Genomic DNA, 25683 nt, shown 5'->3' on the forward strand with positions numbered 1-25683 from the left:
ATGAGCGACGACGCCGGAGACCCGCTCGTCCTCAAGGCCCGTCAGGCGCTCTACTGGCGCCTCCTGGGCGGCATCTTCGACCAGGGCGAGGTCGCACCCAACCTGGAAGACCTCGCCCGCGGCCTCGCCGACCAGACCGACGTCCCCACCGCCATCCTCGATCCGGAGATGAGCGTCGACATGTTCGTCCAGCGCTTCCCTGCGCTGAAACCGGACTTCGAGCGCCCGCTCCCCGGCTTCGAGACCCCCACCGACGAGGACGACGACGGCAGCGATGGGGATGACGAGGACGACGCAAAGGAAGCGACGTCGACCGACGACGAGGACGGCGACGACAGCGACGACAGCGACGACGACAGCAGCGACGACGACAGCAGCGACGACGACGACAGCGACGCGCCTGACGACACCACCTCCGCAAAGCCCGCACGCCCCGGAGCGCCGCAGCCCTCCCCCGAGCCACGCGACCTCCACGGCACGGTGAAGCGCACGCTCGTCACCTCCAAGCTCCTCCTCAACGCCTTCGGCCCGAACACCCAGAATCCCAAGGTGTCGGCCACCCAGTACAACCAGTGGACGAAGGACGTCGGCTGGCTGGAACGCTGCCTCGGCCTCACCCCGGGCTCCTTGCGCGGCCAGGCTCGCAGCGCAGGGAGCGTCGGCGCCGGCGCTGGCGAAGCCACCCGGCCCCCCATCGGGGACGACGAGCTCCGCGCCGGCCTCCAGAGCATCGAGGCCGACATGATCCACCGCATGGATCTCCGCGAAGTCCTCGCGGATCGCGCCCTCGCCGAGAAGCTCACCCCCTCGATGGCGCTCGTCGAGCAGCTCCTCTGGGACAAGGACAACCTCTCCAAGGAAGCGCTCGCCAACGCCAAGCGCCTCATCAAGAAGTACGTCGACGAGCTGGCCCAGGTCCTCAAGCTCCAGGTCCGCAAGGCCATCACCAAGACCCGCGACGACTCGGTCCCCCCGCGCCGCATCTTCCGCAACCTCGACCTCAAGCGCACGGTCTGGAAGAACCTCACCAACTGGGATCCCGAGCGCCGCAAGCTCTACGTCGACCGCCTCTACTACGTCAGCACGGCGAAGAAGAGCCTTCCCACCAAGCTCATCATCCTCGTCGACCAGTCCGGCTCCATGACGGCCGCCATGGTCCAGACGACCATCCTCGCCTCCATCTTCGCGGGCCTCCCCAACGTCATCGTCCACCTCTTCGCGTACGACACCCGCGTCATCGATCTCACCCCCTGGGTGGACGACCCGGTGGAGACCTTGCTCCGCACCAAGCTCGGCGGAGGCACCACCATGCGCGTCGCCCTCGACGCCGCCGAGCCGCTGATCGATTCCCCCGCGAACACCGCGGTCGTGGTCATCAGCGACTACTACGACTGGAGCGACTTCTTCAGCGTCCTGCGCCGCTGGAAGGAGTCCGGGGTCCGGCTCATCCCCGTCGGCTCCCTCCAGTCGAGCGGTTACTTCTCCGTGGATGCTGGCTACCGCGAGCGGTTCAAGGAGCTCGGCACCCCGATCCTGAATGGCAGCCCCAAGAAGCTGATCGAGCAGATCAAGAAATTGTTGTAGCCCCGGCACGCACCGGGACGACTCGGGAGAGACGATGGCCACCAGCAAGGTAGCGGCGAGCAGCGACGAGAAGCTGAGACTTCCAGCCGAAGAGAAATACGCCGAAGAACTCGCCTATCTGGCGTCCGTGGACAAGGGCCAGAAGCCCTTCGCCTGGCGCCTCAGCCCGCGGATGATCCGCACCTTCATCCTCGGCGCCACCCCCGCCGACAAGCTCGACCGACCCGTCGCGCAGAAGTTCTTCGGCGACCCCTCGCTCGTCGAGCGGGCCATCGTCACCCTCGCCTCCGACCGCGGCCTCCTGCTCATCGGCGACCCCGGCACCGGCAAGAGCTGGCTCGCCGAGCTACTCGCCGCCGCCCTCTGCGGCAACTCCACCCACGTCGTCCAGGGCACCGCCGGCACCACCGAGGATCACCTCAAGTACTCCTGGAACGTGGCGATGGTCATCGCCTCGGGCCAGTCGCACGACTCGATGATCCCCTCGCCGATCATGACCGCCATGGTCCGCGGCGAGATCGGCCGCTTCGAGGAGCTGACCCGCTGCGGCTCCGACGTGCAGGACGCGCTCATCTCCATCCTCTCGGAGAAGTACATCTCCATCCCCGAGCTGCGCACCGGCAACAACGTCGTCTTCGCCAAGCCCGGCTTCAGCATGATCGCCACCGCGAACAGCCGCGACCGCGGCGTGAACGACCTCTCCACCGCCCTCAAGCGCCGCTTCAACTTCGTCACCATCCCCATCGTGACCAACAAGAAGTCGGAGAAGGAGATCGTCCTCTTCCGTACCCGCGAGCTGATGGCACGCAACCAGATCCAGCTCGACGTCCCCCCGACCCTGCTCGACATCCTCCTCCAGACCTTCGCCGACCTGCGCGAGACCTCGGCCAACTCGCAGAACGAAGATCAGAAGCTCGAGTCCTCGCTCTCCACCGCCGAGCAGATCGGCGTCCTCGAAGACGCCATCCTTCACAGCCGCTTCTTCGGCACCTCCGAGCTGGGCCCCGACACCCTGGCACGCTCGATCGTGGGCACCCTCGTGCGCCGCGTCCCCGAGGACGTCTCGATCATGAACAAGTTCTGGCACGCCGTCGTCGAGCCCTCGGCCAAGAAGAAGAAGGACAAGGCCTGGGAGGCCTTCACCGACGGCGGCAAGGCCGCCCTCACGAGCTTCAAGTAACGGCTGGCGGCGTCCGATGACCAAGCGGATCGAGCAGATCACGGCGGATCCGTCGCTCACGGCGCTGCGCGAGCAGCTCCTTGCGGCGGCGGCGGCGTTCACCGATGGCGCACAGTCGGTGGGCGATCTCCTGCGGGCGATGATGGACGACGTGGAGCGCGCGGCCGCAGAGCCGCTCGAAGTCTTCCCCGTCAAACACCACTCGCCCGCCTCGGCGCTGCACATGAGCCAGCGCCTCCGCGCGCGCCCCCCGCGGGTCATCTTCATGGAGGGCTGCGAGGACCTCACGGCTGCGCTCCAGGGCCTGGAGCACTGCCAGTTCCCCGTCGCCCTCCAGGCATTCGCCCCGGAGTCCACGGAGTTCCCCCCCGACTGGACCCCGCTCAACCTCGTCATGCCGCTGACGGAGTTCTCCGCCGAGTACCAGGCCATCGCCTTCTGCCGGCAGAACCCCTCCACCCAGCTCGTCTTCGTCGACCGCTCCGCCGACCACGTCTTCCAGTGGAGCCCCCGCGACAAGGCGCCCGGGACCGCCGCTGGCGAGACCGACGGTGACGCCGACACCAGCACCGAAGAAGGCGAAGGCGAGGAAGCCAAGGACACCCACAACCTCCACGGCGGCGCCGTCGGCCTGCGCATCGGCGCCATGGAGCCGACCTTCGACGACTTCCTCGAAGTGCTCCTCAGGAACGCGCGGGTGAAGCACTACAGCGAGTGGTGGTCCCAGTACGTCGAAGGGCCGACCCTCGGCGCCGACTACGCGACCTACCGCCACGTGCTCTTCCTCGTGGCGAGCTTGCTCCGCCGCGCTGGCACCCGCCGCAAGGACCAGGGCGAGAACGAGCAGCGCGAGCGCTACATGTGGGCCCTGATGCGGAAGTGGCTCCGCGACAACGAGGTCGACCCCAGGGACGCCATCCACGTCTGCGGCGCCATCCACGCCGTGAGCCCCATCCCGGAGTTCGGCGTCCACAGCAAGATCGAGTGGACCATCACGCCACGCACCTCGACGCCCTGGCTCTACGGCATCGTCCCCTCCAGCTATGCGGCCATCGAGCACCAGTTCGGCCTGCCCGCGGGCGAACTCGCCATCGCGCGCCAGTCCTGGGAGAAGGGCCACGCCGCCCTCGGCGTCGAAGCGTTCCGCATCCAGCCCCCCGGCAAGAAGGCCGCCGCCGCAGGCGCGCTCGCCAAGAAACCGACCGCTCCACCCAAGAAGGCAGCAGCAGCAGCGGCAGCAACACGCGCCGCGACCAGCGACGACGGCGCCGCGACCACCATCGACGCGAAGGCCGTGGCGAAGCTCCACGAGCTGCTCACCCGGCCCCCGGCCTTCGTCGAGGGCGACGACGAACAGCTCACCCACTGGTGCGTCGACGTCGTGCGGCTCGCCCGCAAGAACGGCTACCTCGCGTCCACCGCCGACACCATCGCCATCCACCACACCGCGCAGCTCCTCGCTCGCCTCCGCGATCGACCGCACCCCTCTCCCTACGACTTCCGCGACGCCGCCATCACCTGCCTGGAGAAGGATCGCGTCCCTGGAAAGCGCAACATCTCGCGCATCTGCGACATCCTCCTCGGCGGCGACCGGCTCGGCAAGGTCGGCTACGAGTCGCTCCCCCCGCTCGCGCAGGACGTCTACGACCGCCTCTCCGTCCTCGGGGTGAACCTCAAGGCCAGCACCATCCAGCGCGCCCTGCTCGACATCACCGCGCGCCCCCAGCTCCTCCCCGCCTCCGACCTGCTCTGGCGCCTCCACCACCTCGGCATCCCCGTGCGCCCCATCATGGGCGAGCGCACCCTGGGCCACAAACCCAAGCAAGAGTCGTGGGACATCAGCATCGGCAAGAGCCAGCACGCCCTCATCCAGCTCGGCTACGAGGGCGGCACCGTCGAGCAGGTGCTGGAGAAGCGCCTCAAAGCGAAGGCCTTCAAGGACGGCGCCCGCACCGTGAACGCCCTCGAAGCCGCCGAGGAGAGCATCCTCTACCTGAAGAGCGGCCGCCTCGCCCGCGAGCTGGGCCTCCGCGCCGTGGAGCTGCTCCGGAACGAGACCGGCGGCGCCGACGCCCCCGAGATCTTCCAGCGCGTCCGCCGGCTCGTGCACTACTACCGCACCCTCGGCCTGCCGGACTGGATCAAGGATTTCGTCGCCACCGGCTACCAGCACTACGCCACCCTGCTGCCCGAGGCCTTCACCGATCGCGGCGTCACCCCGCAGCAGCTCGCCGCGATGCTGGCGTTCATCTTCACCCAGGAGGCCCTCGCCTTCTCGGTCGGCTGCCAGCGCAGCCAGCTCCTCATCTCCGTCAAGCAAGCCGCGCCCACGGATCCCCCGAAGCTCGCCCTCCTCTGGGCCACCCAGTGGGTGCTCACCTTGAAGAGCGAAGACGAGCTGCGCGGCGAGTTCACCCACCTGCTCTCGCAGCCGCTGCTCCTCCCCGCCTTCCCCGACTACGTCGCCGGCTTCCTGCTCGCCCTGGAGTTCACGCCACGCATCACCCGCCTGTGCGTCGAACTCGTCACCCGCAGCTTCGCCGAGCTGCCGGAGAACGTACTCGTCCCCTGGCTCCCGAAGCTCGTCGTCGCCCTCCGACCGCTCGGCCCTGGCGTCATGGGCACGCTGGTCAAGGAAGCCGGTCTCGCGTTCCCGCGCGCCATGAACCAGCTCTCCGGCTGGCAGTTCCCCTGGGAGCGCCCGAGCAAAACGAGCGCCGCCGCTGCTGCTCCGACCACCGCTTCCACCCCCTCGGCGGGCAGCCCAGGAGTTCAGGCCGTCGCGCCCGCCGCCGCCCCTCCGGCGCCGAGCGGCCCTGTCTTGTCGCCCACCGAAACGGCGCTCGCAGGGCTCCTTCGCCAGCACCCCGAACCCCTCGACGGACTCGCCGCGCGTCTTGGCGTCGCAGGCGCCTGGCAGGCGCTGGGCGCCCCGGGCGCTGCCACCGACGTGAGCGCTGCCACTGCCGCGGGTCCGGAAGGCGCAATCGACACCTCCGACCCGAACGCTGAACCTGTCGCTTCTGTCGGTCCCCACACCGCTGCGGCACCTCCAGCCGGCGCGGAGACCGCCCGCATCCTCCAGCAACACCCGGAGCCCCTCCAGGCGCTGGCCACGTGGATCGGCGCCTCCTGAGGCCTCCGCAGCCCCGCCATCACGCGACACCGGCATCGATCCAGCGCGCCTGCGCTGGTAGCATGCGGGCGCGTTCGTCGCGCCCGAACGTCCAGATTTCCAGCGATCCTCCCGGGAGCAGCAACATGCGGCCTTGGCTCGGTCTCTCCCTGGGTGCCCTGGTGGCCCTGGGAGCCTGCATGAACGACTTCGATCAGTTCGACTCCGTGCCTTCCACCGGCACCACGTCCACCTCCACGGGCGACGGCGGGAGCGCCGGGGACGCGACCTCCACGGGTGGCGGCGGTGGCGCAGGCGGCTCGGGAGGCACGCCCGTGGTCGGAGAGACGGAGTGTGCCGACGGCATCGACAACGACCTCGACGGCCTGACCGACTGCGCCGATCCGGACTGTGCCAGCCCGGCCTGCCTCGAGGTCTGCAACGACGGCATCGACAACGATGGCGACGGCGAGGTCGACTGCTTCGATCTCACCTGCGCCAGAAGCAACTTCTGCCGGGAGATCTGCGACGACGGCATCGACAACGACGGCGACGGCCAGGTCGACTGCGCCGACCTGTATTGCTACCGCAACAACGACTGCCGCGAGACCTGCTGGGACGACACCGCCGACGACAACGACAACGGCCTCTCGGGCTGCTTCGACTTCCAGTGCACCGACTTCGGTGGCTGCTTCGAGATCTGCAACGACGGCATCGACAACGACGGCGACGGCGACACCGACTGCGAGGACATGCGCTGCTGGACCCACGCACGCTGCCAGGAAGACTGCACCGACGGCCGCGACGACAACAACAACGGCCACATCGACTGCCAGGACGTCTCCTGCTTCAACCACCCCGCCTGTCGGCCCTGAAGCTCCCCGAGGGCGGCCCGCCGACGCTTCGCAGCGGGTTCGAGCCCGAAGGCGCCCGTCGAGACGACACGGGGGCCCCCTCCCCGCTCCCTGGCCCCCCCATCTCACCGCGATAGATCCGCGCGATACGGCGCCGGGACGCCACCAGCGCGCTGTCGAACCGGCCGAGCGCCCTTCCCACGAGGCCGGGCTGCTTGTCGGCCAGCCCGGCGAGCACCGCACAGTCGCGCCGGACCTCCACATCCACCAGCGCCCGCGTGAGGCGCAGGTGCAGCGCCCCCAGACCGAGCCCACGCCAGGGCGGAACCGACGCATAGGCCAGCGACACGATCTCCGTCTCCTCCGGCCCCAGCGGGTTGAAGAAGACGGCGATGCGGAGCGCGTCACCTGCGCGCTCACCCGTCACCGGATCGAGCCAGTACTGGTCGTACACGCAATGGACCGGCGAGAAGCGCGTGATCCAGGAATCCACGAAGCGCGCCTCGTCCGGGATGCCGAACAGCGCCTGGATCACACGCGGCAGCTTGCGCTGAGGGCCCTCGTTGTGGACGTGGACCGCCTCGTCGGTCATCGCCACCCGCGTCTCGACCTCGGCCATCCTGCCCGCTGGATAGCCCAGCAACAGGTGGGTCGAGGGCGTGTGCTCCACCTCGGTGAAGTTGTCGAGCACCACCTCCAGGGGCGCCTGCGCCCGGTGGCTCAGACGACCGACCTCGAACCAGCCGTCCACCTCCAGGTAAGGGAACGAAGCCGTCACCCCTGCGCGCTTCACCCAGATCATCCCGTGGCGCTCCGCCACATCGTACCGTCGCGCGCACGGCCGCATCGCCGGCGTCCCCGGGCTCTCCCCCCGCCCCTCCGCCGACCAGCGCCACCCGTGGTACGAGCACACCAGGCGCGCCCCCTCCACCCGCCCCAGGCTGAGACGCATCCCGCGGTGGGGACAGCGATCCTCGAGCGCCCCCAGGGCACCATCCTCGGCGCGGAACAGCACGATCTCGTGCCCCGCGAGCCTCACCCCCACAGGCCGCGTGCGCAGCGCATCGCTACGGAGGACGGGGTGCCAGTGATCGATCTCGCCCATGCTCAGCGCCTCCCCTCTCTCACACCGCAGACACCCGCCCCCCCACCGCCTCGCCCCCCCGAGCGCGACGAGGTCCCGGCCTCCCCGCCCCCAGAAGCTCCGCGATGTGCTCCGCAACCTGCGGTGCCTCCCGCGCAATGTCGAGGAGCGTGCCGGCTCGTGGCTTGCAGTAGCCCACGAAGAACAGCCCTGGAGCCTCCGCCGGCGCGCTCTGCCAGCGTGGCCGCCCCCCGGCGTCCGTGTAGCGCTCGGCGCCGTCGAGAAACTCGGACAGCCCTGCGCGGTAGCCAGTCGCCAGCACGACCGCATCGAAACGCAGCGCCCGACCATCGGAGAACACCACCCCCGCCTCGGTGAAGGCCTGCGGCGCAGGCACCACCTCGATGTGGCGCTGCTTGATCATCGCCGCGGTGCCGACGTCGAGGAGCGGCGCACGACCGCCCTTCTGCACATGCGTGGCCAGCCCCTCCTCGGGCACCCTCAGACCATGGGGCGAGAGATCCCCCAGCGCCTTGCGCTGGATCATCGCGGCCAGGCGGTCCGAGAGGACCAGCGGGAGGTGGCGGAAGACATACGCCGCCTGCACCTGCGCCGGAACGCTCCGGTAATCCCGAGGCATCACGTGCACCGGACCGCGCACCGCGATCGTGGGTCGCGCTCCGTGCTCGAAAAGATCGAGCGCGATCTCGCTGCCCGAGTTGCCCATGCCCACCACGAGGACACGCTGACCACGAAAAGACGCGCCCGACCGATAGATCGCGCTGTGGAGGATCCGGCCCCCGAAGCGCACCTGCCCTGGCCACGAAGGCGCCACAGGGACACGGTTGAACCCCGTGGCGACGACCAGCGCCCGGCTCCGTCGCGTCTTCCCAGGGGTGCGCACCACCCAGCGCTCACCATCGCGCAGCGCGCGGATCACGCGCTCGGAGAGGCACGGACCGAGCTGAAACCGCTCGGCGTAGCGCTCCAGGTAGCTCACCATCTGGGCGCGCGACGGGTACAGCGGCGCGTTCTCTGGCCAGGGCATCCCGGGCAGCCCCGAGAGCTGCTTCACGGTGTGCAGGTGCAGGCGATCGTAGTGTCTCCGCCAGCTCGCGCCGACCGCCTCCGCCTGGTCGAGCAGGACGAACGGTATCCGCCGCTCACGCAGGCAAGCGCCCACGGCGAGACCGGAAGGACCGGCCCCCACCACGATCGCCCCCACCTCCTCGACCATCCATCACCGTAGCGCGGGGCGACACACGAGCCACCCGAGCCGTTCGACTACGGGATGTCGTACGTCAACAGCCGACACTCGATCGCTCCGTTCCACACGGAGAGCGAGCGCGGTTCAGGCACCGGAGGCTCAGGGAGCCGCTGCGCCATCGCGTACTCGATGCCCGGCGTCCCGGAGAGAATCGCCACGCGGTGACCCCGCAGCCGACGGAACACGCGGGCCATCTCGCGGTACAGCGCCTGTCCCCCCACGAGGCGCTCGCCATACGGTGGATTGACGAGCACGTGCCCTGGCGGCGTGCTGGGCTGCAAGTCCTCGACCTTCGCCTTCCGCGTGTCGATCTGCACGCCCGCCACCTCGGCATTCCCCCGCGCCAGCGCCACCACGAAGGCGTCGATGTCGCTCGCCAGCACCGGAGGTCCCTCCGCGCGCACGCGCGCACGCGCAGCCTCTCGCAGCTCCACCATGTACTTCGCCGCCGCCTCATCGTGGCAGCCCCACCGCTCGAAGCCGAACTGACGCGCGGCATCGTCCTCCGCCGCCAGCAACCCGGGCGCGATGTTGCGCGCCCAGAGCGCCCCCTCGATGGCGATCGTACCCGCACCGCACATGGGATCGATCAGCGGCCGCTCCCGATCCCACCCCGACAACCGGAGCAACGCCGCCGCCAGCGTCTCCTTCAACGGCGCCTGACCGGCCGCGCTGCGGAACCCCCGCCGGTGCAGCGAAGCGCCGCCCAGATCGGCGTAGACCGTCGCCCGATCGCGCACGAGGTGCACGAAGATCAGCACATCGGGGTCCTCCCGATCCACACTCGGCCGCGCGCCGTGGTGGCGCCGGAGCTGATCGACCACCGCATCCTTCGTCTTCTGCGCAATGAACTGGATGTGGGTCAGCGCGCTGGAGCGGCACGCCGCCCGCACCGCCAGGGTGCGCGAGGGATCGAGGAAGCGCGTCCAGTCGATGCCACCGACCCCTTCGTACAGCGCGTCCTCGTTCGGCGCGTCGAAGCTCCCCAACTCGGCCAGCACCCGCTGAGCGCAGCGCAGCTCGAAGCAAGCCCGGAACCCCTCCTCCATGGGCCCGACGAAGTGAACCCCCCCGCGGTCGGCCCGCACACCACGGAACCGCAGCTCCCGCAGCTCGTCCCGGATCGCAGGCTCCGTCCCCTTGGCGGCGGTGGCGAAGAAGTCCATGAGGACAGCCTTCTAGACCAGGTGACCGCAAACGTCGGCCCGATTCACCACCGACCCCGGAACGCCCGTCGAAACCTTCACGCCCGGAGCCCCTCCTGCAGCGCTCGTGCTCTCGCCGGAGGGCGCGACGCGGTCACCTTCGGCCGCGCGTCGACGACGGTCGTGGTACTCGTCTCGATTCTACCTCGCCCCTCGCCTTGCGGAGCCCACGCGCCGTGTTCTGCACGGAAGCGATTGCATGTCATGCGTCGTGACGAGTCGGGATACGTCCGTCGATCAGGATGCGGGGCCCGTCTCACCGCTTCATTTCCCTGCCAGAAGATGCGGAGGGTGAAGGCTGGCCGGCGGAGCGCGAGCCGAAGCGTCTGTGGGCGCATAGCAAGGCCGGGCTGACCTACGAATACGGCGGAGAATCGTCCGGTCGGGTTCTCGCGCAGGAGGACGTGGTGCGATCGTGGCTGCTGACGCGGGCCAGCGACCGGAAACGCTCCCCGCCTCGCGCACGGTGGAGTTCACGTATGGGCCGCTGGAGACGGCGGACGTGCTCGTGCTCTACGCCCGGGGCATGGAGCTGCGTCGCTCGCTGAGCTTGCGCTCGATCCATCGGTTCGGGCCGGGACGCTGATGACGATGGATGTCAGCGGCAATGGCCTCGACGACGTGGTGACGTCGGACATGGTGGTGGAGGCTGGCGCCGAGCAGCCGCTCACCCGCTGGTCCGTCGGGATACGGGGGTCCGGCGTCACTTCACACTGGGCATGACGCCAGCAGGCCTGCGCAGTCCGGATGCGTCGGCGCACCTCGTGGACGTCGATGGCGACGGGATGGTGGACCTGCTCCAGTGCCAGGTCAGCGCGCACGAGCAGCTCTGGCACCTGCACCGCTGAACGGCGGCGGCGGGCGGCTTCACCCCGCAAGGGGATCGGGTGCACGCGCTGACGCCCTCGGCCTCGTGAACAGGAAGGGCCGCATTGACGACCCCAGGCTCGGTCCGTTCCTGGCGGACAAGCACGGCCAGATGAACAACAGGTGACATGAGGTGGGCAACCCTCCTCCGGTGCTGACCGATGCCATGGCATCACCCCCGTGCCCGTCCCATCGCATGCGCCCCGGACACAGCCCGATCGAGAAGGTGCGAATCCGTGGGCCTTTCTTGCTGCCGCCGCGCGGTGTGTGATCGCGGACAGCGGTGGGTCCAGAGGTTCCCCGACACGCGTCTGAACCTCCCGGAGGTTCCCCGACACGCGTCTGAACCTCCCGGAGGTTCCCCGACACGCGTCTGAACCTCCCAGAGGTTCCCCGACACGCGTCTGAACCTCCCAGAGGTTCCCCGACACGCGTCTGAACCTCCCGGAGGTTCCCCGACACGCGTCTGAACCTCCCGGAGGTTCCCCGACACGCGTCTGAACCTCCCAGAGGTTCCCCGACACGCGTCTGAACCTCCCGGAGGTTCCCCGAACACGCGTCTGAACCTCCCGGAGGTTCCCTGACACGTTTCCTGTGCAACAGGTTACATATGACCCCGACGGCGTTCGATCGACCGAAACGGCTCGCGCTCCCGCTCGATCTCGCGCTGGTCGATGGTGGACGTCAGGGATAGATGGGCGTGGGGTGAAAAGGCAGACGCCAAGGCTGGGTCGCCTTGGCCTGCTGGGTCGAGAGGCAGCCTCCGCGCAGGCCCGCGCACGACGACCTCACTCGGGTCCTCGCGCGCCGACCTGCTCGACCGGCCTCGTTCAGCGCGGCTCCACCGGCTTCACGATGATCTCCACGCGCCGGTTGTTCGCGCGACCCTCCGGCGAGTTGTTGTCCGCGATCGGGCGCGTCTCGCCGATACCGCTCGCGGAGATCATCTCGCTGGGCACCCCGCGGGACACCAGGTAGTCGCGCACGCTCTGCGCGCGGTTCTGCGAGAGGGTCATGTTGGACTCGTCCGACCCTTGCGAGTCGGTGTGGCCCTCGACGACCATCTTCCGGTCGCTCTGGTTCTTGAGCGCCTCGGCCACCTGGTCGAGCTTCTGCTGCGCCGCCGGCAGCAGATTGAACTTCCCGGAGGTGAAGAGCACGCTGCCGGGGATGGTGATGACCGTGCCCCGCTGCTCGTCCTTCACCGCCAGGGCCGAGGCCACCGAGAGCTTGTCCATGGCGTCACGCGCCCGCCGCTCGGCCTCCTCGCGGGCCTTCTTCTCCGTGCTCAGCTCGGCCTGAGTCCGGTTCAGCTCGCCCTGCGCGGCGGCCAGGTTCTGCTGCGCCGCCTGCATCCCCGCCTGCGCCGTGGCCAGGTTCCGGGCCTGGATGTGGCCCTGGAGCTGGGCCAGCTCACGGTGCGCTTGCTCCCGCTGTGCGGTCGCCTGCGCGGTGTTGCCCTTCGACTCGGCGAGCATGGCCTTGCGCTCGGCGATGTAGGCGAGATCGCGCGTGCGTTGCGACTCGGCATCGTCGTTGAAGGCCACCTCCGCCGCGTCGAGCGCCTGCTTGGCCTCGTGCAGCGGCACGGGCGTCAGCTGCGGCGCACGGCTCGCCTGCGCACGCTCGTAAGCTGCCCTCGCGTTCACCAGCTCCTGCGGCGGCTGCGCAGCGGCGCAACCCCCTGCGAACATCCCCAGGATCCCCAGGACCAGCGCACCTCGGCTCCACATCATGGCAGTTTCCTCCCTCGATCCTTCCAAGCTATTTCATCTGGCCGCGAAGCTGGGACACCTGCCCCATCACCTGCGCAGCCTCGTTACGGGCCTTGGTTTCGCGCGCCATCGACAGCGCCAGCTCCGCGTCTGCCTGGGCACGCCGCAGCAAGCGCTCGGCCTTCTCGTTGTCGTCTTCGGCCATGGCGGCCTTTGCCTTGGCGATGCCTTCCTCGGCGAGACGAAGCTCCAGCGAAGCCTGAGGCACGCTGGCTGCCCCGACCTCACGCGCACCCCGGACGGCAGCTTCGGAAGAAGCCAGCTGTTCCGTGGGTGCCGGGAGGCTCGCGCATCCGGCCGCGAGTGGAATGAGCAGGGTGAGTACAGAAACTGATTTCATGCTTTCCTTCCCCTTGTTAGCCAGGGACCCAACGTTCGTTGCCGCTGCACACGACGCGCGGGGGGCTCGTGTCGGAAGCCGCAATCGCTGTTGGTTAGGATGTTCGAGGCGGGCCCCCGTTGCTCGTGTCCGTGGTCATTCGCTTCCGTTTCGGGCAAGAACAGGGGGTTCGGCAGATCGAGATCGGGCGGAGCCCGAGAGACGCCTCGGTATTCGCCAGTCTCCTCGTACTGGAAGGACACTGAGGCCCATGATCCTCGTGTCCCAGCCCCCCAAGTCGATTGCTTCGAGCAGCCTGGCATGAGCCGTCACGGGGCGCGACGGGGCGTGAGGCGTAATCAGAGGAGAATCGACGACGCACTGGAACGGCCGCGTCTTCGTCGAATTCATGATGTGCGCTCGGTCGCATGACGTGCGGCGATCCGCTGCACGCTCGTTTGCCGGGCCGAGCCCTCGGTGCACGCTCGTTTGCCGGGCCGAGCCCTCGATGCACGCTCGGCCGCCCCCCTGCGGAGAATCGTCACCCATGCCTCCGTAGGAGGGCTGGACTGGCCGTCGCAGCGCCCCTACACACCAGGGTTTCGACGCGATCCAGTGCCGTGTTGCGTCGGCTCTTACGCAGTCAGCGGAGCACGAAGAGGTACACGGCCACGACGATTCCGGTGATGACCATTCCCGCCATGAAGCCAATCAGCAGCCCGATGCGGCCACTGAGCAGGCCTCCAGCGGGGCCCTGCCGGTCAGGGGATTGCGGGAAGCCCTGGACCATGGGGGGCAATCCGGTGGCGTTCGGGGGCATGGGCAGGGTGCCACCTCCGACGCGCGGCAAGGGCGTCATCTGAGGGGTGCCGGCAAAGAGCGGCTCACGCGGAGGCGCGGGGTTCGGCCCCGCACCGGCGGGTTGGTTGATCCGGATCGTCTTCAAGGCCTGCGGAGGGAGCCCCGAGGGGGACTGGGCCTGGCTGGCGAAGGCCTCGGTGGGCGCCGACATGGGGCGGTCCGAGGGATAGGTCGGTGGCGGGGCGGAGATCTGGATCTGCACCTCGGGACGCCGCTCGGGTGGCTTGAGGCCGAACTCCTCGGCAGAGCGGAGGGTGGACTTGACCTCACGCACGGCCCGTTTGCCCACGGCGTCGGTGGGATCCAGCTCGGATGCGGAGTCCATGGGAGGACGGACCAGGGTGACGGCGCGGTCCTCCACGTCGTGCTCCTCGTCGTTGCCCGACGTCGGGACCCCCGGCAGCGCGGAGGCCGTGGGCCAGGAGAGCATCGGCGTCTGGGCCGCGTGGCTGTCGGGTCGGTCGTCGGACGGGGCGTGGAGGTGACTCGTCCGCTGGGGCGCCTCGGGGGGAGCGGCGTGGCGATCGTGCTCCATCGTCGGCAGATCCTCGCTGCCCGGGATCGAGGGCCGCGAGGCGCGCTGCAAGGGATCGTTCAGCAGGACCTGGGGCGGCGCGCCGCCCAGCTCGGCGGCGGTGGAGACCAGCGTCCTCGCCGACTCGATCGACTCTTCGTCTTCGGGGTAGGGCTCGAAGGAGGAAGCCTGCGTGTCCTGCAGCGATGGCGTCGCCAGGGTGGGGGGCGGTGCGAGGACGGCAGGCGAGATCGCGACGCGCGGCGTGGACGCCATCGGGGTCGCGGGGCTCGGCTCCAGGGACGGAGGCACGCTCACGCTGTCCCGCGCCCAGCGGGTGCTCACCTGGCGCATGGAGATCGGGCCGGCGACGATGGCGACCTCCGACAGCTCGGGGATCAACCTGCGCAGCGAGGCGCCCAGGTGGCGCGCCGTCTGGTGCCGCTCTGCGGGTCGCTTGGCGAGGGCCTTCTGGATGAGTGCGTCGAGTCGCGGGTCGATGCTGGGGTTCAGCGCACGCGGGGAAGGCACGGGCGCGTGGATGTGCATCGAGGCGGTGTGGAACGGGGTCTCGCCCTCGAAGGGAAGGCGCCCGGTGAGGAGCTGATAGAGCAGGACCCCGCACGTGTAGATGTCCGAGCGGGTGTCGAGCGGGAGGAGGCCACACTGCTCGGGTGACATGTACGCGGGCGTGCCCACGATCTGTCCGACGCGGGTGATGGCGGAGGGCGGGCCGTCGGCGGAGTCGACGGGGCCGGCGTCTTCCGTCTCGTCGACGTCGAGCAGCTTGGCGATGCCGAAGTCGAGGACCTTCACCCGCTCGCCGATGGGCACCCGGATGTCGGGCAGCACCATGATGTTCTCGGGCTTCAGGTCACGGTGAATGATGCCCAGGTCGTGGGCGACCTGGAGGACGTCACAGACCTCGGCCAGGATCCGGGCGGCACGCACCTGGGGCAGGACCCCGTGCCGCTCGAGGAGCTGGTAGAGGTCCTTGCCGACGAGCAGCTCCATCACGATGTAGCTGAGCCGGCCCTCGGTCCCGTACTCGTGGATGACGACCGAGCCAGGGTGCTTCACCAGGGCAGCGGCCTTGGCCTCACGCTGGAACCGGCGCACGAACGAGCGGTCCGCCGAGAGGTCCCCGTTCATGATCTTGACCGCGACCTCACCGGGCTCGCCCTCGCGCTCCGCGACGTACACGGCGGCCATGCCGCCCTCGCCCAGGAGCCGCTTGATGGTGAAGCGTCCAGCGATCGTTCGGCCGAGGATCTCCGCGTGGTTCATGCCTCGGTCCTCGCTCCCCACGGGGTCCGACCGGCAACGCCGACGCCCAGGGTGCGGGGCGAGGTGAAGGCAAGAAGATCCACGTCGCGACCATAGCAAAGAACAGGTCGCGGCACGACAAGGGCCGAGGTCACGCGCGCCGTGAGGACGCACGCGCGCATCGTGGCACGCCGCGGTTTCTTGCTAGCATCGGACGCATGCACGCCCAGGTTGCCCCGGCGCCCATCTTGCTTGCCCGGACGGAGGACGTGCGCCCCTATGCCGCCTTCACCCTGGAGCACGCCGCCGAGTCGGGTCGCGACGGCGGGGTGCCGCATGCATTGCATGGACCACGCTCCTCGGAGGAGGTGCAGCGGCTGGCACAGGAGCGCTGGGAGAAGTCGCTGACCACGCCGCGATGGGGCCGCGCCTGGCTGCTGTGGTCTGGACCGCCGCCGGTGCGAGGCCCCGGTGGATTTCACGATCCAGGGGCCCGGGTGGTGGGAAGCGTGGAGCTTCAAGGCGGTCGGCTGGAGGCGGAGCTGCACCGGTGCACGCTGGGGATCGGGATGCTGTCGGCCTACCGTGGGCAGGGACACGGTCGGCGGCTGATGGAGACGGCCATCGCCTGGGCACGGGACGAAGCCGGGCTGGATCACGTCGACCTCGGCGTCTTCGTGGGCAACGAGCAGGCGAAGCGGCTTTACGTCAGCCTGGGCTTCAAGGAACTCACGGTGCGCCCGGACGCCTTCCGGGTGGACGGGCGCTCGCTGGACGACATCGAGATGACGCTGGCGCTCCGGGGATGAACCGCAGACAGCCGGAGTGGCTCTGCACGCTGGGGGATGGCCGACGGCCGGAGTGACGCTGCGCGCTGAGGGGTAGCCGACGGCCGGAGTGACGCCAAACGCTGTCGAGACGCCCCGCATTCGCCGTGATCAACGGTACCCGCAGGCGGTGGGCTGTACTAGACCGGTGAGAACGCCCGCGCTCCGCTTCTCCTGCGCTCCGGGCCCAGCTCGACAGGCACGATGCGTTCCCCCCTCCTCCCGATATTTCTCACCATCTTCGTCGATGTTTTCGGGATGACCATGATCATCCCGGTGCTGCCGTTCTTCGCGCAGCACCTCGGCGCATCGGAGGTGGTGACGGGCGCGCTGCTGTCGACCTACGCCGCCTGTCAGCTCGTCTCCGGGCCGATCCTGGGCAGGATCTCCGATCGGGTGGGCCGCAAGCCGACGCTGCTCGCGAGCCAGTTCGGAACGATGATCGGCTTTCTGGTGCTCGGTTCGTCGACGTCGCTGTGGATGCTGTTCCTCGCCCGCGTCATCTCCGGCGCCACCGCGGGCAACCTGACGGTGGCGCAGGCGTACATCGCCGACGTGACCAGCCCCGAGAACCGCACGCGCGCGTTCGGCATGGTGGGGGTCGCGTTCGGGACCGGGTTCCTGGTCGGGCCTGCGCTCTCCGGAGAGCTGGCGGAGCGCTACGGGTACGGGGTTCCGGGGCTGGTGGCCGCCGGTCTCTCGTTGCTTTCGATCGTGCTGACGTCGACGCTGCTGCCCGCGCGCAAGCCCCTCGAGGTGCCCCCGCAGGAGGGCCGCCTGGGTGCATTCCAGCGCATGTTCCAGCGCGCGACGCCGCGACGCCGGCTCCTGGAGTTCTTCTTCTTCAGCCTGTCGTTCGCGACGTTGACGGGCGGGCTGTCGTTCTACCTGCAGCGGCGGTTCTCGTTCACGATGAAGAACGTGGGCCATCTGTACGCCTTCTCCGGGCTCGTGGGGGGCATGGTGCAGGGCGGGTTCATCGGCAGGATGGCGAAAAAGATGGGAGAACATCGGCTCGCCCTCGGGGGGTTCGTGCTGATGATGGTGGGCTACGCCTGCCTGGGGGCGCTGTTCACGCTGCCGGCGCTGCTGGCCGTGGTGGCGGTGTCGTCGATCGGGTCGGCCGTGGTGCGGCCGGCGTTGACGACGCTGCTCACGAAGAGCGTGGGGCCGCACGAGCAAGGGGCCGTGCTGGGGGTGAGCCAGTCGCTGTCGTGCATGGCGCTGATCACCGGGCCGCTGCTGGCGAACTCGCTGATCGGGCGCGGTGAGCTCGCGGCGTACGGGATCGCGGCGGCCGTGTTCGCCGCGGCCGGGGTGCTGCTCGGGGCGCAGCCGCCGCCGGCCGAGATCACGGGGAGCTGAAGCGCAGACGAGGGCGAGCAGGGCGACCGAGGGCGTCGCCCTGGTGCTGGATCACCGTCCGCGGAAGTCGCAGCTCCCGCCGGTGCAGGACGCCGGGAGGGTGATGCGCGGCTCGCCGGCGAAGACCGACTCGATGTACTGGAACATCTGCTGGCGGGCGGCTTCGCCGCCAGGGCCGCTCTCCGCGGCGAAGCCGTGGATGGCGTAGGCGTCGTCGCCAGGGACCCAGTACTGGGTGATGGCGCTCTGCCCGACGACCTCGTTGCCAGAAGCGGACTCGACGCCATCGATGGGGACCAGGGCGGCACCGAGCATCACCGCGCCAGCAGAGATGGCCACCATCTCCGAGCCCGCGTTCGGCAGGACGGGATCGCCGATGCTCTCCTGGATGAGGACATGCGGGTCCTTGGCGCGGAGCTGCTCGATCCAGGCGGCGCCGTCGATGTCGTCCCAGTTGCTCTGGCTCATGCTCAGGGCGTGCAGGAAGCCGAGGTTGCCGCCGTAGCTGCTCTTGAGCAGGCCCTCGACGATGCCATAGACGACCGAGAGGGGGACGAAGTGGGTCCAGCCCGCGCCAGGGACGTTGAGGACCCCGGCGCGCATGGTCGGGTCGGCGCTGGTGTAGACCATGCCGAGGGAGCCGCCGAGGGAGCCACCGGCCCACACGGTGGTGCTGCCATCGGGTCGGCGCCCTTCGAGGGGGTTCGGCTGGCCGCTGAGGGTGGCGGCAGCAAGGACGTCGCCGAGGGGGCCGACCATGGCTTCCTGGATGGCGGCGCCGTCGGCGAGGGCTTGCATGAGGCGCGCGGAGGAGAGGTGGGTGCCGCGGGCCATGTTCAGGAAGCCGGTGAAGGTGGGGATGAGGTCGTCGCCCGTCCAGCCATGGAACTGGATGCTGACCTTGGCCAGGCCGCTGTTCGTGACCTCGGGATCGAAGGAGTCGTCCCGGAAGGTGCCGCCCATGCCGTGGCCGAACATGATGAAGTGGTAGTCGTCGGTGCCCGCAGGGAGGGAGACGCGGAAGGGGGCTTCGCCGGTGTCGTGCGCGAGCGGCAGGCCGTCACTGCCGAGGGTGAGGCCGTCGTCGTTCACGAAGGCGGGGAGGCCGACGAGGCGGCCCTCGACCACGGCCGCGACGGTGCCGGCCTGGGGGAGGTCGACGCGATCGAGGACGACCTGGACCTGGCCATCGTTCACGGCCTTGCGGGCCTGATCCTGCATGGCGAGGAGGCGACGGGTGGCGTCGTCGGCCGAGCGGGTCGTGAAATCCCAGACGCGGAGGACACGCGCGGGGTCGATCCCGGCGCGGTCGAGCGTCGCTCGGGTGGGAGCGTGGTAACCGCGGAGATCGGCCTCTTGCTGTGAGGCAGGGGTCTCCTGCGCGAGGGCGACGCGAGCGACGCGGCTCGGCGCGACGGCGCCCCCACCGACGGCGCGAAGGGAATCCGTGACCGCGACCACGTAGTCCGCGTTCGGCTCGAGGGGCCGCTGCGGGTAGGCAAAGACCATCGACTCTCCCGGGATGTCCGGGTTTTTCTTGATGACGATGCGCAGGGGCACGGCCTGGCCGTACGCGGGGTGATCATGCTGTGCGAGGAGGAGGCGCACGGTCCCCTCCGCGGAGATGGCCCCGGGCGTCTCGTCGAGGTCGGCCGCGAAGCCGGCGACGATGGGGGTGAGGCGGGAGAAGCCATCGGCCCGGTTGAGGGAGGTGGGGTCGTCCTCGGGGTAGTAGAGCGAGCCCGCGTCGAGGTGGACCCGGAGGCCGGTGGTCGACGTGGTGTCGACCTCGCTGAAGGCGCTGGAGGGCCAGGGCAGGAGGCAGTGCAGCTCTTCTGCTTCGCCGCACGGCGCGGTCATGGGGACGCGCTCCCCGGCGCTGCGGTCGGGAGCGTCGAACGACGGAGGATCCTCGCCACCACAGGCCGGAAAGGCCGTCATGGCGAGCGCTGCGAGGAGGGCCCGGGAGTGGAGGGGAATGCGGGGGAGCATGGAGATGATCCCGTGTATCACCCCTCCGTGAGGACGCGAAGGGGGCGCGACCCGTGCGGGTCCTGCGCACCCCGCGCGTCGTCGATGGTCAGCGGGACGAGCTGCCAGCGCCTTCGGCCCACCGGCCGTCGCCCGCGGCGATCCAGCCGAACTCGCGCCGAACCTGGTCCTCCATGCGGCCGCCGTAGCTGTGCCCTGCGCCGTCGACTTCGAGCACGCGCACGCGCAAGCCCGCGTCGTTCAGGAGGACCGCGGCCTGGTTTGCTTTGTTCGCGCAGCCCGACCCGCCGCACGCGAAGAGGACGCGCTCGCCGCCATGTTGCTTGAAGAGCCGCGCGGCCTGCGCACTCCACTCGTTGTAGCCCCCGTTCCCACCTTCGATGAGGACGACCCGCGAGAAGCGCGGCTGGTTTTCGAGGAGCAGTGGAACGCCGTGAATCGCGCCCTGAGAGTAGCCCACGAAGATGGGCGACTCGGTGTCGACGTGGTCGGGGAACCTCGCTTGCAGGGCGTCGAGGGCCGCCTTGATCTCGCGGCCGAGCTCGATGTGGTTCCGGTAGAAGTAGCCGGTCTGCGGGCCAGGCTCGCCGTTGCTCATCGGGGTGCCACGGGGGCAGAGCACGAAGCCACGGTCCTGGATGGTGTTGCGCCAGATGGTGCAGTGGGGCTCCGCCCGATCACCAGCACCGTGGGTGGCGACGATGACCGGGCGCGGCCCCACGACCCCCTGTGGCACGGAGACGACGGCAGGCTGGTGGCCCGGGACCTGCAATTCCGTGAAGGGTCCCCCGTCGAGCGTCTCGGCCTCGGAGGGCGAGCGGGGGGAGTTCACATCCTCCACGCGCGACTCGAAGGTCGGCGTGGGTTTGCGCGACTTCCCCGTCCCCCTGCCCTCCTGTTCGAAGGGCAGGAAGCCAGGCGAAGTCGACCGCGCCTTCCGCTGTCCGGAGTCCGAATCGAGCGGTGCGCCAGCGCAATGGATGCCTCCGAATGCGACGCCAGCAAGCGCCATCATGCCGAGGATCCGCCCTCTGGGTGTATGCATTCTGTTCACTCCGTGAGCCTGGAGCAATGCTGATGCCGCGCCCGATCCGGCACGGTCGGGCCAGGGAACGGTCAGGCCTGCTCGCCCGAGCGGGCTTGCGCGGAACGAGCTGCACGTCGCAGGCTGGCGGCATGGAGTTCGACGACGCGGGCTGGGTGACGGGGCACATCACGGCGCTGCGAATTCCAGAAGCGTGGTCGCTGCTGTCCCCCACCCCCGAGGCGCGCGTCGACGCGGCGCGGTGGGCGCACGTGGCCGCGAGCTTCTTCCGGATGTCGCTCGCCGTGGTGCAGGCCAAGGCCTATCCATCGGGCACCCTGCCCCTGGTCGATGCCCTGGAGGTCGACCTGGGTCCGCGGGAAGGGGCGTCGACGCGGGTCCAGGTGCTCACCTTTCCGATCGAGCGGGCGCCCGAGGTGCGCGCGGCGGCGCTCCAGGGGGTGGCCGCCATCGGTGGCGCAGGGATGGACGCGCTCGTGGCCCGGGCGCGGCGCGTGTGGCAGGTGGCGAGCGCCGTGCCCGGGCAGGGGGATGCGCGGATGCCGCTGGCGATGGCGGCGGTGCTGGCTTCCACCTTCCAGGCCCCCATCGTGCCCCCGGACGAGGTGACGATCTTCGGGGTGAAAGGAGCGCGGACCCGGCTCGAAGCGAGGGGCTTCCGGACGTGAGCGCGTGAGAGGGCGGCTGAGAGCGAGTGACGGAAGGCCTGCAGGCATTCGAAGGACGAGGGCTGCGATGAAAGGTGACGAGCGCCCGAAGCGAGGAACTCATCAAACTTCTACCGCCATGACGCAATGGCAATGAGTGACGTTGTATTGAACAAATACCGCCGTAACACCCGTATCAGACATTAATAATTCGACACAAGGGTTGCTGTTGCAATCGCTTGGAGACAAGGGTAAGCGGACATCTCATGCGCAACCCGACTCTCCTGCTCCTCACCACATTGTCCGCTCTCCTCGCCTCCGCTTGTGCCGTCGATGTCGAGGACACCGGCGTGCTCGATGATGTCGAGGTGGAAGAGGACAACGACGCAATCGTCGGAGGATCCAATCAGAACATCACCGACCATCCCTGGCAGGTCTCGATCCAGTCCTCTTCTGGAAGCCATTTCTGCGGCGGCTCCGTGCTCAATGCGAACTGGATCGTCACGGCGCAGCATTGCATCGAGGGAGCGGCCAGCTACAACGTCGCCGCCCCAGGGTCGATGCGCGTCGCGGCGGGCGCCTCGAAGCTGAGCGGCATGAACAGCAGCGGGCAGATCCGGCAGATCGAGCAGGTCATTCCGTATCCCGGCTACTCGGACGCCTCTCTCGGCAAGGACATCGCCCTCATCAAGCTCTCGTCGCCGCTCACCCTGAACGGCACCACGGTGAAGGCGATCGCGCTGGCGACGCCGGCCGACGCCTCGGCGGGGCTGACGAACGCTGGCGTGAGCGCCAACGTGAGCGGCTGGGGGACGCTGCGGTCGGGCGGCTCGTCGCCGGACACGCTCCAGGCCGTGAACGTGCCGATCGTCTCCAATGCGACCGCGAGCAGCCTGTACGGGACGACCATCAGCGCCGATCAGATCGCCGCAGGAGACACGACGAACGGTGGCAAGGATGCCTGCCAGGGTGACAGCGGCGGCCCGTTCACGGTCGCGAAGGGCTCGGACCGGATCCTCGCCGGCGTGGTGAGCTGGGGGAATGGTTGCGCCGACAGGCGGTATCCCGGTCTGTATGCGCGGGTGTCGACGTTCGAGTCGTGGTTGAACTCGACCTCCAGCAGCACGTTCAACCAGGTGACGAACCAGACCGGCCTGTCCGGTGCGTCGAACTCCTGGAAGCACTACACGGTGACGGTGCCCGCCGGCGCGAAGGGACTCAGCGTCTACACGGGCCGCGCGTCGAGCAGCAGCGGGGACGCGGATCTCTTCGTGCGCAGGACGTCGCAGCCCACCACCAGCGCGTACAACTGCAGGTCGCAGGAGTCGGGGAACAACGAGGGCTGCGTCATCCCGTCGCCGGCCTCGGGCACCTGGTACGTCTCCGTGCGCGGATACTCCAGCTACTCCGGTGTGAACCTCACCGCCTACACGTACTGACAGGCGCTCTCAGGGAGCGTCTGCGGTCTCCTGCCTTGCAGACGCTCCTGACACTCTCGTCTGGCAGCGCATCGGCAGTCCATCGACGCTCAAAAAAGACACTCCGCTGGGCTATCATCAGCGGATGCCCCACTCCCTGCTACATCTGGAGGCGCGGGAGATCCTGGACGCGCTTCCAGAGCCAGTCGCGCTGGTCGACGACAGGCAGATCATTCAGTACCTCAACGCCGCATGGCAGCGCGTCTCCCTCCCGGAGGAGCAAGGCGCCGAGGCAGCCTATGCACCTGGGCGCGCCTTCACGGCCTGCATGAGCCAGTCGCTCGGCGCCGGGGCCGAGGACGAGGCGTTGCTCACGGCCGCGCTGCAGGGGGAGCGTGTCGAGCGGCGCGGGCGGGTGCTCGATGCGTCGCTCGATGCGTCGAAGGAGCGCTGGCTCCTCACCCAGGTCGTCCCCTGGGGGCCTCACAGCGCGCGGCGCGTGCTGGTCAGCAAGCGCGACATCACCACGGAGATGGTGAGCACGCGCTCCTCGGAGCGCTACCACGAGATCCTCAAGTCGGTGGGGTTCGCCGCGTCGCAGTTCCTGGGGAGCGGCTCCTGGTCGGAGCGGGTGGCGCGGGTCCTCGAGCGCTTCGGCCAGGTCACCGACGTGAGCCGCGTCTACGTGTTCGATGCGCGGCAGTCGCCAGCAGGAGACTGGGTCTGCAGCCAGCTGTACGAGTGGTGCGCCGACGGGGTGACCGTCGAGATCGACAACCCCGACTTGCAGAACATGCCGTTCGAGGAGCTGGGCCTCGGGCGCTGGATCGAGCACCTGTCACGCGACGAGCCGATCTTCGGGCAGGTGAACACGTTCCCGGCGGGAGAGCGGGCGATCCTCGAACCCCAGTCGATCGTCTCCATCGTGGTGGTGCCCATCTTCGTCAGCGGGACGTGGTGGGGGTTCCTGGGGTTCGACGAGTGCCGGTCGGCGCGCGCATGGTCGCTGGCGGAGATCGAGGCGCTCCGGGCCGGGGCGGGGTTGCTCGGCTCCGCGTTCCACAACGAGCAGTCGCGCTCCCTGGTCCAGGAGCGGCTGGCCCAGGAGGAGGTGATCCGGGTGCAGCAGGAAGCGCTGCGAGAGCTGGAGGCGCCCTTGATCCCGGTGCACGAGCACGTCGTGGTGATGCCGCTCGTGGGGTGGCTCGACGCGGCGAGGCTTTCGCGGGTGCAGGAGGCGCTTCTCGAAGGGGTCGCCGGCGCCCAGCCACGGGTGGCGATCCTGGACATGACGGGGGTGCGGCGGCTGGACGCGGCGGCCGCCGAGGGGCTCGCGCGGGTGACGCGCGCAGCGCGGCTGGTCGGCGTCGAGGTGATGCTCACCGGGGTCAGACCCGACGCGGCACGGGCGCTGGTGGAACTCGGCACGGAGCTGTCGGGAATCGCGACGAGCCTGCACCTGCAAGCAGGAATCAGCCGAGCCTTGCGCGAACGCAGACGGTGAGGCGCCGCTTCAGAAGACGCCGCGCACGATCAGAGCGTTCGGGCTCGCGGCCACGTTGACCTGCACGGCCTGGCCGCTGGTGGACGCTCTGGTCCCGCTCCCCGGGCGGAGCACGAGGAGGGTCACGCCAGCAGCTGCGAGGACGCCGCCGGCGACGAAGCCGATGGTGGACACGGTGCCGAGCGTGCGCGCCTCGTCCGCGATGGACTTCTCGGCAGGAGAGCAGCGCTTGCTCGGGCAGCTCTGGTCGAGGTCCCCGACGCGGGAGAGGGACATGGCGCCCGTGACGGTGCCCAGCCCGAGGCCGACGGCGCCGAGACCGATGGCGATGGCTCCCGGGATGACGCCCGCCGAGTAGCGCGCAGGCTGAAGCTCGACGAGGACGCGCTGGTCGGCCCCCTCGGCGACCTCGATGTCGCGCTCGACGGGGGCCATGGTCGGGGCGGTGACCCGCACCTGGTGCGAGCCGGGGTCGACCCGGGCGCGGCTCCCGCGAGGACCGGCGTCGAGGCGGGTGCCGTCGAGGAAGACCTCGGCGGTGGCGCCCTCGGGGATGCCGAGGACGTCGACGCTGACTTCGGGGATGCGGCTGCGCAAGGAGGCGAGCTCCTCGCGGGCCGAGTCCTGGGCCGCCGTGAATGCCTTGGGCGCGCTGCGGTCGAGTTCGTCGACGAGGACCAGTTTGTAGGATTTCTCGGCCTCGAGGAGGCGCCCGAGCTTGGCCTGGGAGCGAGCGATGAGGAGCCAGTGGGTGGGGGCGTGGAAGTTCTCCTCCGCCTGCTGGAACTGGCCGATCGCGCCCTCGTAGTCACCGGCCTCGAACAGCTCGAAGCCGCGCTTTCCGAAGGTGCGCGCGACCTCACGCGCCTGCTGCTCGGCCCCCTTCGGAGGAGGAGCCGCCATCACGAGAGACGCACCGAGCGTCAGCCCGAGCACGGCCGCGACGGCGAGGAGGCCGCGAGCCAGGGATCGATCGTTCGTCATCGCCAGAGGT

At 69.4% G+C, this 25683-nt stretch carries 21 protein-coding genes; 12 read left to right on the top strand and 9 right to left on the bottom strand.

Annotated elements, in window-relative coordinates:
• From CMC5_RS35880 to CMC5_RS35895, 4 genes are all read left to right on the top strand, one after another.
• The gene (locus CMC5_RS35880) at positions 1–1584 is read left to right on the top strand and encodes a vWA domain-containing protein (protein ID WP_050434618.1); all 1584 of its coding nucleotides are present in this window, start codon (positions 1–3) and stop codon (positions 1582–1584) included.
• A 34-nt stretch (positions 1585–1618) separates the two neighbouring features.
• Positions 1619–2764 carry an ATP-binding protein gene (locus CMC5_RS35885; RefSeq protein ID WP_050434619.1) on the top strand — a complete coding sequence of 382 codons (1146 nt, stop codon included), beginning with the start codon at positions 1619–1621 and terminating at the stop codon, positions 2762–2764.
• A gap of 16 nt (positions 2765–2780) precedes the next feature.
• Entirely contained in the window at positions 2781–5900 is a 3120-nt protein-coding gene (locus CMC5_RS35890; RefSeq protein WP_050434620.1) for a DUF5682 family protein, read from the top strand.
• Between the two features lie 125 nt (positions 5901–6025).
• Entirely contained in the window at positions 6026–6754 is a 729-nt protein-coding gene (locus CMC5_RS35895) for a hypothetical protein (protein ID WP_169796765.1), read from the top strand.
• On the opposite strand, the gene CMC5_RS35900 is transcribed toward CMC5_RS35895, so the two are convergent.
• The 3 genes from CMC5_RS35900 to CMC5_RS35910 are packed head-to-tail and all read right to left on the bottom strand — an operon-like array spanning position 6729 to position 10250.
• On the bottom strand, positions 6729–7838 hold the full coding sequence (locus tag CMC5_RS35900) for a Rieske 2Fe-2S domain-containing protein (RefSeq protein WP_050434622.1): 1110 nt from the start codon (positions 7836–7838) through the stop codon (positions 6729–6731). The two genes, CMC5_RS35895 and CMC5_RS35900, sit on opposite strands and share 26 nt — an antisense overlap.
• A 19-nt stretch (positions 7839–7857) precedes the next feature.
• Complete coding sequence (locus tag CMC5_RS35905; protein WP_050434623.1) at positions 7858–9054, bottom strand: flavin-containing monooxygenase; 1197 nt, start codon at positions 9052–9054, stop codon at positions 7858–7860.
• A 47-nt stretch (positions 9055–9101) separates the two neighbouring features.
• The gene (locus CMC5_RS35910; protein ID WP_050434624.1) at positions 9102–10250 is read right to left on the bottom strand and encodes a THUMP domain-containing class I SAM-dependent RNA methyltransferase; all 1149 of its coding nucleotides are present in this window, start codon (positions 10248–10250) and stop codon (positions 9102–9104) included.
• A 454-nt stretch (positions 10251–10704) separates the two neighbouring features.
• Here CMC5_RS35910 and CMC5_RS45350 point away from each other — a divergent pair, with 454 nt between their 5' ends.
• From CMC5_RS45350 to CMC5_RS48795, 3 genes are read left to right on the top strand one after another with little or no spacing between them, the layout of a single operon-like run.
• Positions 10705–10875: a hypothetical protein gene (locus CMC5_RS45350; protein WP_156339115.1), complete on the top strand. Its 171-nt coding sequence runs from the start codon at positions 10705–10707 to the stop codon at positions 10873–10875.
• 5 nt (positions 10876–10880) lie between these two features.
• Positions 10881–11012: a hypothetical protein gene (locus CMC5_RS48790; protein WP_281180770.1), complete on the top strand. Its 132-nt coding sequence runs from the start codon at positions 10881–10883 to the stop codon at positions 11010–11012.
• Positions 11009–11137 (top strand): hypothetical protein, encoded by a 129-nt coding sequence (locus CMC5_RS48795; RefSeq protein WP_281180771.1) that lies wholly within the window; start codon positions 11009–11011, stop codon positions 11135–11137. The genes CMC5_RS48790 and CMC5_RS48795 overlap by 4 nt, the downstream gene beginning before the upstream one ends.
• A gap of 849 nt (positions 11138–11986) precedes the next feature.
• On the opposite strand, the gene CMC5_RS35915 is transcribed toward CMC5_RS48795, so the two are convergent.
• The 3 genes from CMC5_RS35915 to CMC5_RS35925 all read right to left on the bottom strand — a co-directional run bounded on the left by CMC5_RS35915 (position 11987) and on the right by CMC5_RS35925 (position 15912).
• Positions 11987–12892 carry an OmpA family protein gene (locus CMC5_RS35915; RefSeq protein WP_050434625.1) on the bottom strand — a complete coding sequence of 302 codons (906 nt, stop codon included), beginning with the start codon at positions 12890–12892 and terminating at the stop codon, positions 11987–11989.
• Positions 12893–12920: 28 nt separating this feature from the next.
• Positions 12921–13271 carry a DUF4398 domain-containing protein gene (locus tag CMC5_RS35920; protein WP_050434626.1) on the bottom strand — a complete coding sequence of 117 codons (351 nt, stop codon included), beginning with the start codon at positions 13269–13271 and terminating at the stop codon, positions 12921–12923.
• A 622-nt stretch (positions 13272–13893) separates the two neighbouring features.
• Positions 13894–15912 carry a serine/threonine-protein kinase gene (locus tag CMC5_RS35925; protein WP_050434627.1) on the bottom strand — a complete coding sequence of 673 codons (2019 nt, stop codon included), beginning with the start codon at positions 15910–15912 and terminating at the stop codon, positions 13894–13896.
• A 197-nt stretch (positions 15913–16109) separates the two neighbouring features.
• Between CMC5_RS35925 and CMC5_RS35930 the strand changes: the two genes are divergently transcribed.
• Positions 16110–16700 carry a GNAT family N-acetyltransferase gene (locus CMC5_RS35930; protein ID WP_050434628.1) on the top strand — a complete coding sequence of 197 codons (591 nt, stop codon included), beginning with the start codon at positions 16110–16112 and terminating at the stop codon, positions 16698–16700.
• Between the two features lie 222 nt (positions 16701–16922).
• Positions 16923–18083, top strand: coding sequence for an MFS transporter (locus CMC5_RS35935; RefSeq protein WP_050434629.1), 1161 nt, complete (start codon positions 16923–16925; stop codon positions 18081–18083).
• A gap of 51 nt (positions 18084–18134) precedes the next feature.
• Here the strand turns inward: CMC5_RS35935 and CMC5_RS35940 are convergent, their stop codons facing one another.
• Both CMC5_RS35940 and CMC5_RS35945 read right to left on the bottom strand, forming a co-directional pair.
• Positions 18135–20075: a hypothetical protein gene (locus CMC5_RS35940; RefSeq protein WP_050434630.1), complete on the bottom strand. Its 1941-nt coding sequence runs from the start codon at positions 20073–20075 to the stop codon at positions 18135–18137.
• Between the two features lie 88 nt (positions 20076–20163).
• Positions 20164–21120, bottom strand: a complete 957-nt coding sequence (locus CMC5_RS35945) for an alpha/beta hydrolase (RefSeq protein ID WP_156339116.1) — start codon at positions 21118–21120, stop codon at positions 20164–20166.
• 131 nt (positions 21121–21251) lie between these two features.
• Here CMC5_RS35945 and CMC5_RS35950 point away from each other — a divergent pair, with 131 nt between their 5' ends.
• The 3 genes from CMC5_RS35950 to CMC5_RS35960 all read left to right on the top strand — a co-directional run bounded on the left by CMC5_RS35950 (position 21252) and on the right by CMC5_RS35960 (position 24689).
• Positions 21252–21788 (top strand): hypothetical protein, encoded by a 537-nt coding sequence (locus CMC5_RS35950; protein ID WP_050434632.1) that lies wholly within the window; start codon positions 21252–21254, stop codon positions 21786–21788.
• Positions 21789–22033: 245 nt separating this feature from the next.
• A complete protein-coding gene (locus CMC5_RS35955; RefSeq protein ID WP_050434633.1) occupies positions 22034–23206 on the top strand; it encodes a trypsin-like serine protease in 1173 nt (390 codons plus the stop codon).
• A gap of 124 nt (positions 23207–23330) precedes the next feature.
• Complete coding sequence (locus CMC5_RS35960; RefSeq protein WP_050434634.1) at positions 23331–24689, top strand: STAS domain-containing protein; 1359 nt, start codon at positions 23331–23333, stop codon at positions 24687–24689.
• Positions 24690–24698: 9 nt separating this feature from the next.
• On the opposite strand, the gene CMC5_RS35965 is transcribed toward CMC5_RS35960, so the two are convergent.
• Positions 24699–25673 (bottom strand): peptidase associated/transthyretin-like domain-containing protein, encoded by a 975-nt coding sequence (locus CMC5_RS35965; RefSeq protein WP_050434635.1) that lies wholly within the window; start codon positions 25671–25673, stop codon positions 24699–24701.
• Positions 25674–25683: the final 10 nt, after the last annotated feature.

Origin of the sequence: Chondromyces crocatus (assembly GCF_001189295.1) — a bacterium.
In the GTDB taxonomy this organism is placed as follows: domain Bacteria; phylum Myxococcota_A; class Polyangia; order Polyangiales; family Polyangiaceae; genus Chondromyces; species Chondromyces crocatus.

What these genes read in the sequence shown, in the direction of transcription:
- CMC5_RS35915 (WP_050434625.1), bottom strand. Translation starts at nt 12,892, where the DNA reads ATGATGTGGAGCCGAGGTGCGCTGGTCCTGGGGATCCTGGGGATGTTC.
- CMC5_RS35890 (WP_050434620.1), top strand. Translation starts at nt 2,781, where the DNA reads ATGACCAAGCGGATCGAGCAGATCACGGCGGATCCGTCGCTCACGGCG.
- CMC5_RS35920 (WP_050434626.1), bottom strand. Translation starts at nt 13,271, where the DNA reads ATGAAATCAGTTTCTGTACTCACCCTGCTCATTCCACTCGCGGCCGGA.
- CMC5_RS35940 (WP_050434630.1), bottom strand. Translation starts at nt 20,075, where the DNA reads ATGCTCCCCCGCATTCCCCTCCACTCCCGGGCCCTCCTCGCAGCGCTC.
- CMC5_RS48790 (WP_281180770.1), top strand. Translation starts at nt 10,881, where the DNA reads ATGGATGTCAGCGGCAATGGCCTCGACGACGTGGTGACGTCGGACATG.
- CMC5_RS35900 (WP_050434622.1), bottom strand. Translation starts at nt 7,838, where the DNA reads ATGGGCGAGATCGATCACTGGCACCCCGTCCTCCGTAGCGATGCGCTG.
- CMC5_RS35880 (WP_050434618.1), top strand. Translation starts at nt 1, where the DNA reads ATGAGCGACGACGCCGGAGACCCGCTCGTCCTCAAGGCCCGTCAGGCG.
- CMC5_RS48795 (WP_281180771.1), top strand. Translation starts at nt 11,009, where the DNA reads ATGACGCCAGCAGGCCTGCGCAGTCCGGATGCGTCGGCGCACCTCGTG.
- CMC5_RS35925 (WP_050434627.1), bottom strand. Translation starts at nt 15,912, where the DNA reads ATGAACCACGCGGAGATCCTCGGCCGAACGATCGCTGGACGCTTCACC.
- CMC5_RS35885 (WP_050434619.1), top strand. Translation starts at nt 1,619, where the DNA reads ATGGCCACCAGCAAGGTAGCGGCGAGCAGCGACGAGAAGCTGAGACTT.
- CMC5_RS35895 (WP_169796765.1), top strand. Translation starts at nt 6,026, where the DNA reads ATGCGGCCTTGGCTCGGTCTCTCCCTGGGTGCCCTGGTGGCCCTGGGA.
- CMC5_RS35965 (WP_050434635.1), bottom strand. Translation starts at nt 25,673, where the DNA reads ATGACGAACGATCGATCCCTGGCTCGCGGCCTCCTCGCCGTCGCGGCC.
- CMC5_RS35955 (WP_050434633.1), top strand. Translation starts at nt 22,034, where the DNA reads ATGCGCAACCCGACTCTCCTGCTCCTCACCACATTGTCCGCTCTCCTC.
- CMC5_RS35950 (WP_050434632.1), top strand. Translation starts at nt 21,252, where the DNA reads ATGGAGTTCGACGACGCGGGCTGGGTGACGGGGCACATCACGGCGCTG.
- CMC5_RS35905 (WP_050434623.1), bottom strand. Translation starts at nt 9,054, where the DNA reads ATGGTCGAGGAGGTGGGGGCGATCGTGGTGGGGGCCGGTCCTTCCGGT.
- CMC5_RS35910 (WP_050434624.1), bottom strand. Translation starts at nt 10,250, where the DNA reads ATGGACTTCTTCGCCACCGCCGCCAAGGGGACGGAGCCTGCGATCCGG.
- CMC5_RS35930 (WP_050434628.1), top strand. Translation starts at nt 16,110, where the DNA reads ATGCACGCCCAGGTTGCCCCGGCGCCCATCTTGCTTGCCCGGACGGAG.
- CMC5_RS35935 (WP_050434629.1), top strand. Translation starts at nt 16,923, where the DNA reads ATGCGTTCCCCCCTCCTCCCGATATTTCTCACCATCTTCGTCGATGTT.
- CMC5_RS35945 (WP_156339116.1), bottom strand. Translation starts at nt 21,120, where the DNA reads ATGCATACACCCAGAGGGCGGATCCTCGGCATGATGGCGCTTGCTGGC.
- CMC5_RS35960 (WP_050434634.1), top strand. Translation starts at nt 23,331, where the DNA reads ATGCCCCACTCCCTGCTACATCTGGAGGCGCGGGAGATCCTGGACGCG.